We start from the raw sequence: 14,568 nt of genomic DNA on the forward strand, positions 1-14,568 counted from the left end.
CGCTATGACGACAACGGATCTACGCCTGACCGGGATGAGCTGTGCATCCTGCGCGGCCCGGATCGAGCGGGGCCTCAATGAACTCGGCGGCGTCAGTGCCTCAGTGAACCTCGCCGTCGAGCAGGCCCATATCGAGCATGGCGCGCAGGTGAGCGCCGCCGACCTCATTCACGCGGTGGAGTCCGCCGGGTACCACGCCACCGTTATCGACCATTCCGGGCATGCCGGCCATCAGGCGCATGACGTCCCGGAGGACCAGCTGCGCGCGCGGCTGATCGGGTCGGCGGTGCTCGCGGTTCCGGTGGTGGCGTTATCGATGGTGACGGCATGGCAGTTTCCCGGCTGGCAGTGGTTGGTGCTCGCACTGGCCACGCCGATCGTGTTCTGGGGCGGTTACCCGTTCCACACAGCCGCCCTCAACGCCGCCCGGCATCGCACCTCCACGATGGACACCCTGGTGTCGATCGGCACGCTGTCGGCCTACATCTGGTCGGCGGTGGTGGTGATCAGTGGTGCTCGTGAACACAGGCACGTCTACTTCGAAGTGGCGGCCGCGGTCACGGTGTTCCTGTTGGCCGGTCGCTATTCGGAGGCCAAGGCCAAACGCTCGGCGGGAGCGGCCCTGCACGCGTTACTTTCGCTGGGGGCCAAAGACGCCACGGTGGTGCGCGGGGACACCGAGGTTCGGATCCCCGTCGGCGAACTCAGGGTCGATGATCTGATCGTGGTGCGCCCGGGCGAGCGGGTCGCCACCGACGGTGTCGTCGTCGACGGCGCCTCGGCGCTGGACGCATCGGCGATGACGGGGGAGTCGGTACCTGTCGATATCCGCCCAGGCGACGCCGTGCTGGGCGGAGCGGTCAACACCTACGGCCGGATCCTGGTGCGCGCCAGCAAAGTTGGGGCGGACACTCAGCTGGCCCGGATGGCCCGGATGGTGGCCGACGCGCAGGGCGGCAAAGCCTCGATTCAGCGGCTCGCAGACCGGGTGTCGGCGGTATTCGTTCCGGTGGTGCTCGTCGTGGCTGCGCTGACACTGGCCGGCTGGCTGCTCACCGGGCATTCGGTCGCCGCCGCCTTCACCGCTACCGTGGCGGTGTTGATCATCGCCTGCCCGTGTGCGTTGGGTCTGGCCACCCCGACCGCGATCCTGGTCGGTACCGGCCGCGGTGCACAGCTGGGTGTGCTGATCAAGGCGCCACAGGTGCTCGAGGCCGTCGGTGGCATTGACACCGTCGTGCTGGACAAGACCGGAACGGTGACCACCGGTCAGATGAGCGTCGGCGATATCGAACCGGGCGTCGGCGAGGATGCCGATCAGGTGCTGGCCCGCGCGGCGGCGGTCGAGGCCGCCTCCGAGCATCCGGTCGGCGTGGCGATCGCGGCTGCCGCCCGCGACCGCGGTCTGACCGTTGCTGCGGTCGATGGCTTCGCCAACGATCCGGGCAGTGGCGTCAGCGGTGTGGTCGACGGCGTAGCGATCCGGGTGGCCCGCGCGGCCGACTCCGACGGCCGCACCAGCGTCGCGGTGAGTTGGGACGGTGCCGAGCGGGGCGTGATTCGCCTCTCCGATGGGGTGAAGCCGAGCAGTGCCGAGGCGATCGCCGAACTGAAGGCGATGGGAATCACCCCGGTGCTGCTCACCGGTGACAACGCCGCCGTGGCCGGCCGGGTTGCCGCCGAGGTCGGAATCGCACCGCAGGATGTGATCGCCGGGGTGCTTCCCGCGCAGAAGGCCCAGGCCGTCAGACGGTTACAGGACGGCGGCAAACGGGTCGCCATGGTCGGCGATGGCGTCAACGACTCGGTGGCCCTGGCCACCGCCGATATCGGCATGGCGATGGGTACCGGTACCGACGCGGCGATCGAGGCAGGTGACATCACACTGGTGCGCGGCGATCTCCGCACTGTTCCGACCGCGCTGCGGCTATCGTCGAGCACCCTGCGAATCATCAAGCAGAACTTGTTCTGGGCGTTCGGCTACAACACGGCCGCCATCCCGCTTGCTGCGCTGGGACTCCTCAATCCAATGATCGCAGGTGCTGCGATGGCGGCATCATCGGTCTTGGTGGTACTGAACAGCTTGCGCCTCAAGCGGTTCCACTGACGAGCGTCAGCGTCAGCTGACTTCCGTCGCTGCCGGCCTCGACGACATCCGGGCATCGGCGATGGAGTTCACCCATCAGCCGCTGGCGCAGGGTCAGGCCCGCAGCAGGACAGTGCTCGCATGCCCCGCCCAGTTGCACCGTCACGGCAGCCCCGCTGCTCTGTGCGCTCACCGTGCCGCCATGTGAGCGGACGAAGTCGCCGAGCGGACCGCTGAGCAGGTCGGTCACGACGCGACCCAGGACCTCTTCCGGGGCGGACTCAAGGGTCCAGCCGTCGGGGTCGGTGAGGGCATCCTGCAGTGCAGCACGGACTTCTGCGCCCAATGTTGACCACGACAGACCGTCGCGCAACCACAGCCACACCGCGGTGTACTCCACAAGTCCGCCGCTCAGCGTCCCGTCGGCGAACAGTTCACCCAGCCTGCCCGGACCCGCGACGATCCGGCCGGCCGGCAGCCGGCCCGGAGGTACCACCCAGCGCACAGCATTCGGTTCACCGGCCACCCGCTCGGCGTGCAGGGGAATAGTCATGTGAGCGCGGCGACGATCGTCCTCGCCGCGAATGCCAGCCCCCAGGCCAGGACGAACATGTAGCTGAACGCGATGGCCGGCCACTTCCACGATCCGCTCTCCCGGCGCAGCACCGCCACCGTCGACATGCATTGCAGCGCATACATGAAGAACACCAACAGTGCCGCGATGGTGGGTGCGTCGAATAACGTCCGACCCGCATCGGGGCCGCTCTGGACCGTCATGTCGCGCAGCGCCTGCGCCGGCTCCTCCGGGTTCTCCGCAGCGGCAACCTGGCCGAGTGTCGCGACGAACACCTCGCGGGCCGCCAGCGACGAGAGGATGCCGATATTGATCCGCCAGTCGAAGCCCAGCGGGTCGAACAACGGCTCCACCGCCTTGCCGACCGAGGCGGCGTAGGAATGATCGATCACGTAGGCCGCGACGGCGGCGTCATCGCCGGTGTCGACACCTGCCGCCGCCATCTGCGCATCGCTGCGCATGGGCAGGTTCAGCAGCACCCACAACACCACCGTGGTCGCCAGAATGATCGAGGTCACCTTGCGCAGGAACGCTGATGTCGCCGTCCAGACCTCGGCGCCGACGTTGCGCCAACGCGGTACCTGGTAGGGCGGCATCTCCATGTAGAAGGGCAGCATCGGCCCGGTCCGGGAGGTGAACTTCTTGAACAACGCCGCGGTGATCATCGCCGACAGCGCACCGAAGACGTAGAGCGCGAACATCACCACTCCGCGCGCGTTGAACAACCCCAGGCGCGCGTCTGAGGGCAGCAGCAGGCTCACCAGCAGGATGTACACCGGAAGCCGCGCCGAGCAGGTCATCAGCGGTGCGCCCATCATGGTGGCCAGCCGGTCCTTGGCCGACGGCAGCGACCGTGTCGCCATGATCCCGGGAATCGCGCACGCGAACGACGACAGCAGAGCCACGAAGGCGCGGCCCTCGAGTCCCGCTCCCGCCATTACCCGATCCATCAGGAACGCCGCCCGGGCCAGATACCCGGTGCCCTCGAGTACTGCGATGAGCACGAACAGCAGGGCGATCTGCGGCACGAACACCAGCACGCTGCCCACCCCGCCAATCACCGCCTGGGACAGGAAGGCCGACAGCCAGCCGATGTGGACATGATCGGCAACCAGGCCGCCGAGCCAGCCGAAGAACGTCTCGACGTAGTCCTGCATGGGAGCCGCGACGGCGAAGATCGTCTGGAAGAAGACGAACATCGTCAACAGGAAGATTGCGGTCCCGGCCACCGGGTGTAGCACCACCGAATCGATAAGGTCGGTGCGCCGATCCACCTTGGGCAGAAGGTATCCCGCGGAATCCAGCACCGAGTCCGCCCATGCCGTCACCTCTGCCGGGTCGGTGGGCGGCGGCACCACAGGAGCGGTCCAGGAGTCCGAGCGAGCCATCACATGACGCAGGTCGGCCAGCGCGTCACGGTGGCCGGCGACCACCGTCACGACGGGGACGCCGAGAGCCCGCGCGAGCGCCGCAACGTCGAGCTTGCCCTGCCGGCGGGCCAAATCGTCGGTGAAGGTCAGCACCACACACGTCGGCAATCCGGTCTGCTGCAGCTGGGCGAACAGTCCCAGCGAGCGGCGCAGCGTGGTGGCGTTGAGCGTGACGAGAATCGCATCCGGCACGTCGACGCGGACGTTGTGGTGATCGGTGTCGAGGACGTCGACGACGATCTGTTCATCCGGACTGATCGGATCCAGGCTGTAGGTTCCGGGCAGATCCTCGATGACGACGGTCTGATTCTCGCCCAGTTTCACCCGCCCCTCGTACCGGGAGACGGTGACGCCCGGATAGTTGCCGGTCTTGGCGTGCAGTCCGGTCAGTGCATTGAAGAGAGTGGTCTTACCGGAGTTGGGACTGCCGACGACGGCGAACCGGGTCAGTCCCGGATCCGTCGCAATGGCAGCCCCGCCGGTACCGCAGTGGCCGTCGGTCATCGAACGGGCTCCACGTGGATGAATCGGCTCTGGGCGGTGCGAAGGGCGATCTCGTAGTCGCCGACCCGGTATATCACCGGGTCCCGCATCGGGGCCCGCCGGACCATCTCGACCTCGATTCCCGGGACCAGGCCGAGGTCGAACAGCCGACGGGCAGTGCTGGGTTCCACCGCGTCGCTGTAACCCACCACGGTCGCGCGCTGACCGCGGCTCAGGTCGGCCATCGTCCCCGCCGCAGTGAGCGGGCCAGCGGAAAGCCGGCGCCGGCGCATGATGTCGGATACCGAGGACACGAAGTTAGGGTACCTTAACTTTCGGCTCCCTCCGTAGGGTCGAAAGACCCCTGTCGGGAAACGTCGATTGCGGGTGTGGCAGAACTACACCCTGTCGTTGAACGGCCCGTCCAGGCTGGGACACTGGTTCCCATGGGCGCCCCCTCCACCGTTTCGGCGAGACTGTTCGCCGAGGCATGCACAGTGATACCCGGCGGGGTCAACTCGCCGGTGCGGGCATTCAACTCGGTCGGCGGCACGCCGCGCTACATGAGCTCGGCGCAGGGGTGCTGGCTCACCGATGTCGACGGCAACCGGTATGTCGACCTGGTCTGTTCGTGGGGGCCGATGATCCTTGGCCACGCTCACCCGGCGGTGGTCGAGGCCGTTGGGCGGGCCGCGGTCAACGGACTGTCTTTCGGAGCGCCTACCGCCGGTGAGACCGATCTGGCCGCCGAAATCATCGGGCGCGTGAAGCCGGTCGAGCGGGTGCGCCTGGTCAACTCCGGCACCGAAGCCACCATGAGCGCGGTGCGACTGGCCCGCGGTTTCACCGGCCGCGCCAAGGTGATCAAGTTCTCCGGCTGCTACCACGGTCACGTCGATGCGCTGCTGGCTGATGCCGGCTCCGGTGTTGCCACCCTGGGGCTGCCGTCCTCACCCGGTGTCACCGGCGCCACCGCGGCCGACACCATCGTGCTGCCCTACAACGACGTGGCCGCGGTCGAGCAGTCCTTCGCGAAATTCGGCGACACCATCGCCGCGGTGATCACCGAGGCCTGCCCGGGCAACATGGGCGCGGTCGCGCCACTGCCGGGCTACAACGCCGCACTGCGCCGGATCACCGCCGAACACGGCGCACTGCTCATCAGCGACGAGGTGATGACCGGATTCCGGATCAGCCGGTCCGGTTGGTACGGCATCGAGGCCGTCGACGCCGACCTGTTCACCTTCGGCAAGGTGATGAGTGGCGGCCTGCCCGCGGCTGCCTTCGGCGGACGGGCCGACGTAATGGAACGGCTGGCTCCGCTGGGCCCGGTGTATCAGGCAGGCACGCTGAGCGGCAATCCCGTCGCGGTGGCCGCTGGACTGGCCACCCTGCGTCATGCCGATGACGCTGTCTATGCCGCGCTCGATGCCAATGCCGACCGATTGGCTCACCTGCTGGCCGACGCGTTGGCCCCGACCGGCCTGCCCTATCAGGTGGCTCGGGCAGGAAGTTTCCTGTCGGTGTTCTTCGCCGAAGACCCGGTCACCGACTTCGCGTCCGCGCGTGCCAGCCAGACCTGGCGCTTTCCGCCGTTCTTCCACGCACTGCTCGATGCCGGTGTGTACGCACCGCCCAGCGCATTCGAAACCTGGTTCGTGTCAGCGGCTTTGGACGATGCCGCCTTCGAGCACATCGCCGCCGCGTTACCGGCCGCCGCCCGCGCGGCAGCGGAGGCGGAGCCATCGTGAGCAACCGGACCATCGTCCACGTAATGCGCCACGGCGAGGTGCACAACCCCGATGGCATCCTGTACGGCCGGCTGCCGGACTATCACCTATCCGAGCGCGGTCGCGCCCAGGCTCAGGCGGTGGCCGACTGGCTGGCACGCCGCGACATCGCCTATGTGGTGGCCTCACCGCTGGAGCGCGCTCAGGAGACCGCCGCTCCTATCGCCGCGCACCATCGGTTGCCGGTCGAGGTCGACGAGTCACTGATCGAGTCGCACAATGTTTTTCAGGGTGAACGGGTGTCACCGGGAGACGGCGCGCTGCGCGATCCGCGTAACTGGTGGCACCTGCGTAATCCGAAGCAGCCGTCCTGGGGTGAGCCCTACGCCGAGATCGCCGTGCGCATGCGGGCGGCCGTCGAGCGGGCCCGGATCGAGGGCGCCGGGCATGAGGCAGTGTGCGTCAGCCACCAGCTTCCGGTGGAGACACTTCGTCGGGCGATGAACGGCGATCCGCTGCATCACTTCCCGACCCGGCGGATGTGCAACCTTGCGTCGCTGACGTCCTTTCACTTCGACGGCGACGAGTATGTCGGCTGGGCATACGCGGAGCTCGGCGGACGGTGAGGCGGCTGTTGGCAGTGCTGGTGACGGCGGCGTTCGTTGTCACCGGCTGCTCCACCGGCGATGACGCAGTCGCCCAGGGCGGCACGTTCGAGTTCGTCGCCCCCGGTGGCAAGACCGACATCACCTACGACCCGCCGGCCAGTCGGGGCCGGCCCGGCTCGGTGTCCGGACGGGATCTGCTCGACCCCGCCAAGACCATCTCGCTGAGTGACTTCACCGGCAAAGTGGTGGTCATCAACGTCTGGGGACAGTGGTGCGGACCATGTCGCGCGGAGATCACCCAGCTGCAGAAGGTCTATGAGCAGACTCGTGACCTGGGTGTGGAGTTCCTCGGAATCGATGTGCGGGACAACGACATTGACGCGCCACGAGACTTCATCAAGGATCGCAAGATTACTTTCCCGTCGATCTACGATCCGGCGATGCGCACCATGATCGCCTTCGGAGGCAAGTATCCGACCACAGTGATCCCGTCGACGCTGGTGCTCGACCGGGAGCATCGGGTCGCCGCGGTGTTCCTACGCGAACTGCTCGCCGAGGACCTGCTGCCGGTGGTGCAACGATTGGCAGCCGAGCCGGCTTCGGGCGCGTCGTGACCGGATTTGCCGAGACCGCGGCGGCAGGACCGCTCCTGGTCGCCCTCGCGCTCTGTGTGCTGGCCGGGTTGGTCTCGTTCGCCTCGCCGTGCGTTGTGCCGCTGGTACCGGGTTACCTGTCGTACCTGGCGGCCGTGGTCGGTGCAGACGACCCGGCCGGCCGGCGCTGGCGGGTAGCCGGCTCGGCGCTGCTGTTCGTCGCCGGATTCACTGCGGTGTTCGTGCTCGGCACCGTCGCGGTACTCGGCATGACCAGCACTCTGATCACCAACCAGATTCTGCTGCAACGTATCGGCGGCGCGATCACCATCGTCATGGGCCTGGTGTTCATCGGCTTCTTTCCTGCACTGCAGCGTCAGGCCCGGTTCGCTCCACGCCAGTGGGCCGGCATAGCCGGTGCACCTCTGCTCGGCGCGGTTTTCGCGCTCGGCTGGACCCCGTGCCTGGGACCGACGCTGACCGGTGTGATAGCCGTGGCATCGGCCACCGAAGGCGCCGACGTCGCACGCGGGGTGGCACTGGTCCTCGCGTACTGCCTGGGTCTGGGTATTCCGTTCATCCTGCTGGCCCTCGGATCGGGCTGGGCTGTCAATGGTTTCGGCTGGCTGCGCCGGCACACCCGGGCTATCCAGGTGTTCGGCGGAGCGCTTCTGATCGCCGTGGGAGTGGCCCTGTTGACCGGATTGTGGAACGACTTCATCTCCTTCGTGCGTGATGCGTTCGTCAGTGATGTAAGGCTGCCGATCTGATGACCGTCATCCGGAACCTGTGGCGGGCGCTCACCTCGATGGGCACCGCGCTGGTCCTGTTGTTTCTGCTCGCCCTCGGCGCAGTCCCAGGTGCGCTGCTGCCGCAACGCAGCCTCAATGAGTCCAAGGTCGCGCAGTATCTGCGCGACCATCCGGTCATCGGCCCTTGGCTGGACCGGCTGCAACTGTTCGATGTGTTCTCCAGCTTCTGGTTCACCGCGATCTACGTGCTGCTGTTCATCTCCCTGGTGGGCTGCCTGACCCCGCGGATCGTCGACCATGTTCGAACCCTGCGCGCCGCACCGGTTCCGGTCCCTCGCAACCTGAACCGGTTGCCCAAGCACGCCGAGTTCTCCGTCGTCGGTACCCCCGAGCAGGTTGCCGCCATGATCTCCGGGCAACTACGCGGCTGGCGACGCAGCACCTGCGCTGGAGACGGGGTCACTGAAGTGTCCGCCGAGAAGGGCTACCTGCGCGAGTTCGGCAATATTGTCTTTCACTTCTCGCTGCTGGCTCTGTTGGTCGCTATCGCCGTAGGCAAGCTCTTCGGGTACGAGGGCAACGTCATCGTCATCGCCAACGGCGGTCCCGGATTCTGTTCGGCATCACCGGCCGCGTACGACTCTTTCCGCGCCGGTAACAAGGTCGACGGCACCTCGCTGTACCCGATGTGCGTGCGGGTCAACGACTTCCAGGCCAAGTACCTCAACTCGGGTCAAGCCACCTCATTTGCCGCGAATATCGACTATCAGGCAGGCGCTGATCTCACCTCCGGTACCTGGCGGCCCTATCTGCTGGAGGTCAACCATCCGCTGCGGGTGGGTGGGGACCGGGTGTACCTGCAGGGCCATGGTTATGCGCCGACCTTCACCGTCATCTTCCCGGGCGGCCAGAAGCGAACCCAGACCATGCAGTTCCGTCCGGATAATGCGTTGACGCTGCTGTCCTCCGGGACTGTGCGAGTGGATCCGCCGGCCGGTATGTATTCGGCTGATGAGCGCCGCAAGCAGCAGCTCGCCATCACCGGTCTGTTCGCGCCGACTCGGCAGATGGACGGCAAGTTGCTGTCCTCCAGTTTCCCGGACATGCGCGATCCGGCGGTGGCAATCGATATCTATCGCGGCGACGCAGGGCTCGACACCGGCAAACCCCAGTCGCTGTTCAGCATTGACGCCAAGCTGATCGAGGAGAAGCGGCTCACCAAGCTCAATCGGGTGAACCTCGGGGTAGGTGAAGAGGTGGGTCTCGACGATGGCACCGTGGTGCGGTTCGACGGTGCCACCCCGTTCGTCAACCTCCAGGTCTCCCATGACCCGGGGCAGGTGTGGGTGCTGGTCAGCTCGATGTCGATGATGGCTGGGCTGCTGGTGTCGCTGGTGGTGCGCCGGCGACGGGTCTGGGCACGCATCAGCGAATCGGGGACCGGCTCCCAGCCGGGTACGGTGATGGTCGAGCTGGGCGGTCTGGCCCGCACCGACAACTCCGGTTGGGGCGGCGAGTTCGAAAGGCTCACCGAAGTCCTGGAGCAGAATGAGTCCCGGAGCAGAAAGCGGATCGCAGATGAACGCCGGCATTGATATCGAGCTATCCCGGTACTCGGACTGGGCTTTCACCGGTTCGGTCGTGGTGCTGGTTCTGGCGCTGATGCTGCTGGCGGTTGAACTGTCCTCCAGCCGCGGACGGCGGGTCGAAGAGCGCGAACTGGTCGGAGCCGCGGGGCCGGTGACATTCGGCACCGCTGCAGGGTCGGTGAGCACCGACGCCGACCGCCCCGGCGTGGTTGTGGATGCCCCCGCGCGGTCGCTGTCCGAACGGATCGGCGGTTCCGGCCTGGCACTGGTCTATGTCGGCATCGCTCTGCTGTTCGGCTGCATCGTGCTGCGCGGCCTGGCCACCTCACGGGTGCCATGGGGCAACATGTACGAGTTCATCAATCTGACCAGCTTCTGCGGCCTGGTCGCCGGCGCGGTGATGCTGCGCAAGCCGCAGTACCGGGCGCTGTGGGTGTTCGTCCTGGTACCGGTGCTGATCCTGCTTGCGGTTTCAGGAAGGTGGCTCTATGCCAACGCCGCGCCCGTGATGCCCGCGCTGCAGTCCTACTGGCTGCCCATCCACGTTTCGGTGGTCAGCCTCGGTTCCGGGGTGTTCCTGGTGTCCGGTGTGGCCAGCATCCTCTTCCTACTCAAGCTCTCCAAGTTCGCCGAACCAGGTACCGGGTCCGATGTCGCCGGCACAGCGGCTCCGAATGGGGCCCTGGCGTCAATCGTCTCCCGGTTACCGGATGCCCAGACCCTGGACAGGATTGCCTACCGCACTGCCATTTTCGCGTTCCCGGTCTTCGGATTCGGTGTCATCTTCGGTGCCATCTGGGCCGAGGAGGCCTGGGGTCGCTACTGGGGCTGGGACCCCAAGGAGACAATGGCCTTCATCACCTGGGTCATCTACGCGGCATATCTGCATGCGAGGTCGACGGCCGGCTGGCGGGACCGGAAGGCGGCGTGGATCAACATTGCCGGCTTCGTGGCCATGGTCTTCAATCTGTTCTTCATCAACCTGGTGACCGTCGGCCTGCACTCCTACGCCGGCGTCGGCTGATCGGGCCCCTAACCGATCCGACGAAGAAATTCCGGATCGTCGTCGGGTCCGATAACCCGGGTGCTGGGCCGGTTGGCCTGTGCGCGAACCGCACGCAAGCCGAAATAGGCAAGCGCCGCGACAACCACGATGAGCAGCAGGTAAATCACTCCCGAACCTCCTGTGAACGAATATACGCGCGTCGGTAGGCTCGGCGCCGTGGCTGAGAACGAGAAGGACGGTGCCAGCGGCCGGATGGTGCGCGACGTCGCCGTGTACACCCTGGCGAGGCTGGCTCTGGTGGCCGTATTGACGGTGGTGATCTTCTACGCCGCGCACCTGCTCGGCATCTCCGAGATGCCGTTCGTCGTCGCGTTGCTGTTCGGAATCATCCTCGCGTTACCGCTCGGCATCTGGCTGCTCGCACCGCTGCGGCGTCGGGCAACCGCCGGAATCGCCGAGGTCGATGCGCGCCGGCGCAGTGACCGTGAGCAACTTGAAGCCAGGCTGCGCGGAGAGGTGGATAGGGGCTAGTCGAGTCGACGATGCCGCCGAGGGACGAGGCGGAGGAGGAGCGAGACAGAGGGGCTTGGAGTCGACGATGCCGCCGAGGGCCGAGGCGGCGCAGGAGCGAGACAGTAGTGATCAGCTGCGCTTCCAGGCGTCCACTTCGATCTCCACCAACTCTTCGGATCGACCATCGTCACGCCGGCGACCATGGTGGCTGCGGGCCGGATCTCACCGAACACCTCACCGTGCGCCTTCGCGGCCGCATCCACATCAGAAGCGTTGACCAGATACACCCGGGAACGCACCACGTCTGCCAGCGAATAGCCGACTTGCGCCAACGCGGGGGCGATGACGTCGTTCAGCGCCACCAGGGTCTGACCATAGGCGTCGCCCTCGTGCTGCACCTCGCCGCCGATACTGGCGGTGGACCCCGAAACGTGCACGTAGTCGCCCGCGACCGTTGCGCGCGAATAGCCGATAGCGGACTCCCACGGTCCACCCCCCGAGATCAGTTTGTCTGCCGCCATCGTTTTCTCCTCGTCTCTCGGTCAGTGCACGATCAGTGCCGCGGCCACCGCGACCGACCACACCAGCATGGTCAGCCCGGTGTCCCGCAGCACCGGTATCAGTTCGCGGCCGCCCCTGCCGGCGCGCACCGGAGCGGCCGCCCGCATCGCCAGCGGTGCGGCCAGCAGGCCGGCCGCACACCACGGCGTCGCAGTCATCAACACCACGGTGAGCACCCCGGCGGTCGCCAGCAGCCACTGGTACAGCCGTCGGGTGCGGGTATCGCCGAGTCGCACCGCCAGTGTCATCTTGCCGGATGTGGAGTCGGTCGGAATGTCGCGAAGATTGTTCGCCACCAGTACCGCCGACGACAGCGCGCCGGTGGCGACCGCCAGTGTCAGGCCCACCCAGTCGACCCGCATCGCCTGGGTGTACTGAGTTCCCAGTACCGCCACCAGACCGAAGAACACGAATACCGCGACCTCTCCGAGCCCGGCATAGCCGTATGGCCGGGAGCCCCCGGTATAGAGCCAGGCGCCGGCGATGCACAACGCACCGACGGCGATCAGCCACGGGGCGCTGAGCGCCGCAAGTGCCAGACCGGCGGTCGCCGCCACGGCCAGGCTGACGACTGCGGCGGTCAGCACCGAGCGCGGCGCGGCGAGTCTCGCGCCGACCAGTCGCAGCGGCCCGGCCCGCTCGTCGTCGGTGCCTCGGATGCCATCGGAGTAATCGTTGGCGTAGTTGACGCCAACGATCAGTGCAAGCGAAACAACCAGTGCCAGTATGGCTTTCCACCACACTGCCCCGTGCAGCCAAGCGGCCGCACCCGTCCCGGCTATTACCGGAGCCACTGCGTTGGGAAGGGTGCGCGGTCGTGCACCCTCGATCCATTCGGCGACGGTGGCCATCAGTGGTTCGCCAATTCGAGGACCAGGTTGATGGTGCTGGCCAGAACAACCGCACCCAGCAGGAACGACACCAGAGCCTGGCCGAGCACCGACCCGCGCACCCGCGGGCTGGCCAGATCCGTGTCGGACACCTGATAGGTCATCCCGACGGTGAAGGCGAGATATGCGAAATCCTTGTAGCACGGTTGGTAGTGGTTCTGGTGGTAGCTGATCGGTTCCGGGCTGCCGTCGGTGTAGTAGAGCAGGGCGTAGCGCATGGTGAACGCCGTGTGGATGGCGAACCAGGATGCGATCACACTGAGCACCCCGACCAGTGCTTCGCCGACGTGAGCTTCGCTGCCCGAGGTGGCGGCCAGCAGGTAACCCACCCCGGCCAGACCCGCCAGGCTCGCTGTCAGCACGATGGCGTGCGACAACCGCGGGTTACCGTCCCGGTGGCGTTTGTGCACATGCGCGATCGTCTGTTCGGCGTCCATTCCGAACAGCAGAGACCAGGTCACGATCAGGTAGATCCCCGCGGCAACGATCCAGCCCACGGCCGGCGAGTAGTGCCACTCGTGGCGGGTCAGTCCGACCAGCACGGCGGCCAGGACGCCGAAAGTCAGGGCCGCGCTTATCCGAAGCATTCCCCAGAGCGTAATACTGGGCTGATGAAGACACAGATCTGCGACCAGTTCGGCATCGAGTTCCCGCTCTTCGCCTTCAGCCACTGTCGCGATGTGGTGGCCGCGGTGACCAACGCCGGTGGCTTCGGAGTGCTGGGCGGCGTGGCGTTCCGCCCCGACCAGCTTGAACAGGAACTGTGCTGGATCGACGACCACGTCAACGGCAAGCCGTACGGCGTCGACATCATCGTGCCGGCCAAGTTCGAGGGTAAGGGCGAGAACCTTTCACGGGAACAACTCGCCGAACGCATCCCGGTCGAGCATCGGGACTTCATCAACCAGCTGCTGACCGATCACGACATCGAGGTCGAGGAACTCCGAGTGGCCTCCTCGGCGCTGTCCGGCGATACCGGCCGGAGCCTGCTCGAGGTCTCGCTGAACCATCCCATCAAGATGATGGCCAATGCGTTGGGGGTGCCGCCGGACTACATGATCGAAGCCGGCAAGGAGCGTGGCATCCCGGTCGCTGCGCTGGTCGGAGCGAAGGAACATGCCATCAAACAGGTGAAGGCCGGCGTCGACCTGATCGTGGCGCAGGGCACCGAGGCCGGCGGCCACTGCGGTGAGGTGACCACGCTGGTGCTCATTCCTGAAGTGCTGGATGCGATCTCGGAGATCCCGGGTGGGCGGGACGTGCCGGTGCTGGCGGCCGGCGGAATCGTCACCGGCCGCCAGATGGCGGCATGTGTGGCGATGGGTGCCGCCGGTGCCTGGACCGGTTCGGTGTGGCTGACCACAGAGGAGGCCGAGACCGAGCCTCACACCAAGCAGAAGATGCTGGCCGCGTCATCGCGGGACACCGTGCGCTCGGCGGGTCGAACCGGCAAGCCCTCGCGACAGCTGCGTTCGGACTGGACCGACGCCTGGGCCCCCAATCCGGGCGGACGGCAGCCGCTGGGACTGCCGTTGCAGGCGATGATCGCCGAGCCTGCGCTGCGCCGTATCGACCGGTTGGCCGGCAACGGCCACCCCGGCGCACAAGCCCTGGCCACCTATTTTGTCGGTCAGGGTGTCGGCCTGATGAACAAGATCAAGCCCGCCCGCGAGGTCGTGCTGGAGTTCATCGAGGACTACGTGGCCGCTGCCGAGCGGCTGTCCGGCACCCTTGACGACTGAGGGCGACAGCG

16 protein-coding genes are annotated in these 14,568 nt (G+C 66.7%); 9 read left to right on the forward strand and 7 right to left on the reverse strand.

The annotated features are described in order from the left end of the window. The first annotated feature begins 4 nt into the window (after positions 1–4). Entirely contained in the window at positions 5–2,107 is a 2,103-nt protein-coding gene (locus ACR2JI_RS04325; RefSeq protein WP_526388395.1) for a heavy metal translocating P-type ATPase, read from the forward strand. Here ACR2JI_RS04325 and ACR2JI_RS04330 read toward each other — a convergent pair. Genes ACR2JI_RS04330 through ACR2JI_RS04340 form a run of 3 tightly spaced genes read right to left on the reverse strand, consistent with a single transcriptional unit; the run spans position 2,091 to position 4,887 of the window. After that, positions 2,091–2,639, reverse strand: a complete 549-nt coding sequence (locus tag ACR2JI_RS04330; protein WP_526388397.1) for a NifU family protein — start codon at positions 2,637–2,639, stop codon at positions 2,091–2,093. The two genes, ACR2JI_RS04325 and ACR2JI_RS04330, sit on opposite strands and share 17 nt — an antisense overlap. Next, positions 2,636–4,594 carry a ferrous iron transporter B gene (feoB, locus tag ACR2JI_RS04335; protein ID WP_526388399.1) on the reverse strand — a complete coding sequence of 653 codons (1,959 nt, stop codon included), beginning with the start codon at positions 4,592–4,594 and terminating at the stop codon, positions 2,636–2,638. Before feoB ends, ACR2JI_RS04330 begins: the two co-directional genes overlap by 4 nt. After that, the gene (locus ACR2JI_RS04340; RefSeq protein ID WP_526388401.1) at positions 4,591–4,887 is read right to left on the reverse strand and encodes a FeoA family protein; all 297 of its coding nucleotides are present in this window, start codon (positions 4,885–4,887) and stop codon (positions 4,591–4,593) included. Before ACR2JI_RS04340 ends, feoB begins: the two co-directional genes overlap by 4 nt. 132 nt (positions 4,888–5,019) lie before the next feature. On the opposite strand from ACR2JI_RS04340, the gene hemL reads away from it, so the two are divergent. From hemL to ccsB, 6 genes are read left to right on the forward strand one after another with little or no spacing between them, the layout of a single operon-like run. Further along, positions 5,020–6,324, forward strand: coding sequence for a glutamate-1-semialdehyde 2,1-aminomutase (hemL, locus tag ACR2JI_RS04345; protein WP_526388403.1), 1,305 nt, complete (start codon positions 5,020–5,022; stop codon positions 6,322–6,324). Positions 6,325–6,347: 23 nt separating this feature from the next. Continuing rightward, positions 6,348–6,929 (forward strand): histidine phosphatase family protein, encoded by a 582-nt coding sequence (locus tag ACR2JI_RS04350; protein ID WP_526388535.1) that lies wholly within the window; start codon positions 6,348–6,350, stop codon positions 6,927–6,929. Next, on the forward strand, positions 6,926–7,525 hold the full coding sequence (locus ACR2JI_RS04355) for a TlpA disulfide reductase family protein (RefSeq protein WP_526388405.1): 600 nt from the start codon (positions 6,926–6,928) through the stop codon (positions 7,523–7,525). The genes ACR2JI_RS04350 and ACR2JI_RS04355 overlap by 4 nt, the downstream gene beginning before the upstream one ends. Beyond that, positions 7,522–8,274: a cytochrome c biogenesis CcdA family protein gene (locus tag ACR2JI_RS04360; protein WP_526388407.1), complete on the forward strand. Its 753-nt coding sequence runs from the start codon at positions 7,522–7,524 to the stop codon at positions 8,272–8,274. Before ACR2JI_RS04355 ends, ACR2JI_RS04360 begins: the two co-directional genes overlap by 4 nt. Further along, entirely contained in the window at positions 8,274–9,851 is a 1,578-nt protein-coding gene (resB, locus tag ACR2JI_RS04365; RefSeq protein ID WP_526388409.1) for a cytochrome c biogenesis protein ResB, read from the forward strand. The genes ACR2JI_RS04360 and resB overlap by 1 nt, the downstream gene beginning before the upstream one ends. Then, complete coding sequence (ccsB, locus tag ACR2JI_RS04370) at positions 9,835–10,869, forward strand: c-type cytochrome biogenesis protein CcsB (RefSeq protein ID WP_526388411.1); 1,035 nt, start codon at positions 9,835–9,837, stop codon at positions 10,867–10,869. The genes resB and ccsB overlap by 17 nt, the downstream gene beginning before the upstream one ends. An 8-nt stretch (positions 10,870–10,877) precedes the next feature. Here ccsB and ACR2JI_RS04375 read toward each other — a convergent pair whose 3' ends face one another. Beyond that, on the reverse strand, positions 10,878–11,018 hold the full coding sequence (locus tag ACR2JI_RS04375; protein ID WP_526388413.1) for a hypothetical protein: 141 nt from the start codon (positions 11,016–11,018) through the stop codon (positions 10,878–10,880). Between the two features lie 85 nt (positions 11,019–11,103). Here ACR2JI_RS04375 and ACR2JI_RS04380 point away from each other — a divergent pair, with 85 nt between their 5' ends. Next, positions 11,104–11,382, forward strand: coding sequence for a DUF4229 domain-containing protein (locus ACR2JI_RS04380; protein WP_526388537.1), 279 nt, complete (start codon positions 11,104–11,106; stop codon positions 11,380–11,382). Here ACR2JI_RS04380 and ACR2JI_RS04385 read toward each other — a convergent pair. From ACR2JI_RS04385 to ACR2JI_RS04395, 3 genes are read right to left on the reverse strand one after another with little or no spacing between them, the layout of a single operon-like run. Beyond that, positions 11,379–11,885, reverse strand: coding sequence for a RidA family protein (locus tag ACR2JI_RS04385; RefSeq protein WP_526388415.1), 507 nt, complete (start codon positions 11,883–11,885; stop codon positions 11,379–11,381). The genes ACR2JI_RS04380 and ACR2JI_RS04385 overlap by 4 nt on opposite strands. A 21-nt stretch (positions 11,886–11,906) precedes the next feature. Next, positions 11,907–12,776 carry a 1,4-dihydroxy-2-naphthoate polyprenyltransferase gene (locus ACR2JI_RS04390; protein WP_526388417.1) on the reverse strand — a complete coding sequence of 290 codons (870 nt, stop codon included), beginning with the start codon at positions 12,774–12,776 and terminating at the stop codon, positions 11,907–11,909. After that, the gene (locus tag ACR2JI_RS04395) at positions 12,776–13,402 is read right to left on the reverse strand and encodes a DUF1345 domain-containing protein (protein ID WP_526388419.1); all 627 of its coding nucleotides are present in this window, start codon (positions 13,400–13,402) and stop codon (positions 12,776–12,778) included. Before ACR2JI_RS04395 ends, ACR2JI_RS04390 begins: the two co-directional genes overlap by 1 nt. A 24-nt stretch (positions 13,403–13,426) precedes the next feature. Here ACR2JI_RS04395 and ACR2JI_RS04400 point away from each other — a divergent pair, with 24 nt between their 5' ends. Then, positions 13,427–14,557: an NAD(P)H-dependent flavin oxidoreductase gene (locus ACR2JI_RS04400; RefSeq protein WP_526388421.1), complete on the forward strand. Its 1,131-nt coding sequence runs from the start codon at positions 13,427–13,429 to the stop codon at positions 14,555–14,557. The last annotated feature ends 11 nt before the right edge of the window (positions 14,558–14,568 follow it).

Origin of the sequence: Mycobacterium sp., from assembly GCF_051006775.1 — a bacterium.
Classification (GTDB): Bacteria; Actinomycetota; Actinomycetes; order Mycobacteriales; family Mycobacteriaceae; genus Mycobacterium.

Coding starts and splice junctions, on each gene's coding strand:
- ACR2JI_RS04325 (WP_526388395.1), top strand. CDS start 5: ATGACGACAACGGATCTACGCCTGACCGGGATGAGCTGTGCATCCTGC.
- ACR2JI_RS04330 (WP_526388397.1), bottom strand. CDS start 2,639: ATGACTATTCCCCTGCACGCCGAGCGGGTGGCCGGTGAACCGAATGCT.
- feoB (WP_526388399.1), bottom strand. CDS start 4,594: ATGACCGACGGCCACTGCGGTACCGGCGGGGCTGCCATTGCGACGGAT.
- hemL (WP_526388403.1), top strand. CDS start 5,020: ATGGGCGCCCCCTCCACCGTTTCGGCGAGACTGTTCGCCGAGGCATGC.
- ACR2JI_RS04350 (WP_526388535.1), top strand. CDS start 6,348: ATGCGCCACGGCGAGGTGCACAACCCCGATGGCATCCTGTACGGCCGG.
- resB (WP_526388409.1), top strand. CDS start 8,274: ATGACCGTCATCCGGAACCTGTGGCGGGCGCTCACCTCGATGGGCACC.
- ccsB (WP_526388411.1), top strand. CDS start 9,835: ATGAACGCCGGCATTGATATCGAGCTATCCCGGTACTCGGACTGGGCT.
- ACR2JI_RS04380 (WP_526388537.1), top strand. CDS start 11,104: ATGGTGCGCGACGTCGCCGTGTACACCCTGGCGAGGCTGGCTCTGGTG.
- ACR2JI_RS04385 (WP_526388415.1), bottom strand. CDS start 11,885: ATGGCGGCAGACAAACTGATCTCGGGGGGTGGACCGTGGGAGTCCGCT.
- ACR2JI_RS04390 (WP_526388417.1), bottom strand. CDS start 12,776: ATGGCCACCGTCGCCGAATGGATCGAGGGTGCACGACCGCGCACCCTT.
- ACR2JI_RS04395 (WP_526388419.1), bottom strand. CDS start 13,402: ATGCTTCGGATAAGCGCGGCCCTGACTTTCGGCGTCCTGGCCGCCGTG.
- ACR2JI_RS04400 (WP_526388421.1), top strand. CDS start 13,427: ATGAAGACACAGATCTGCGACCAGTTCGGCATCGAGTTCCCGCTCTTC.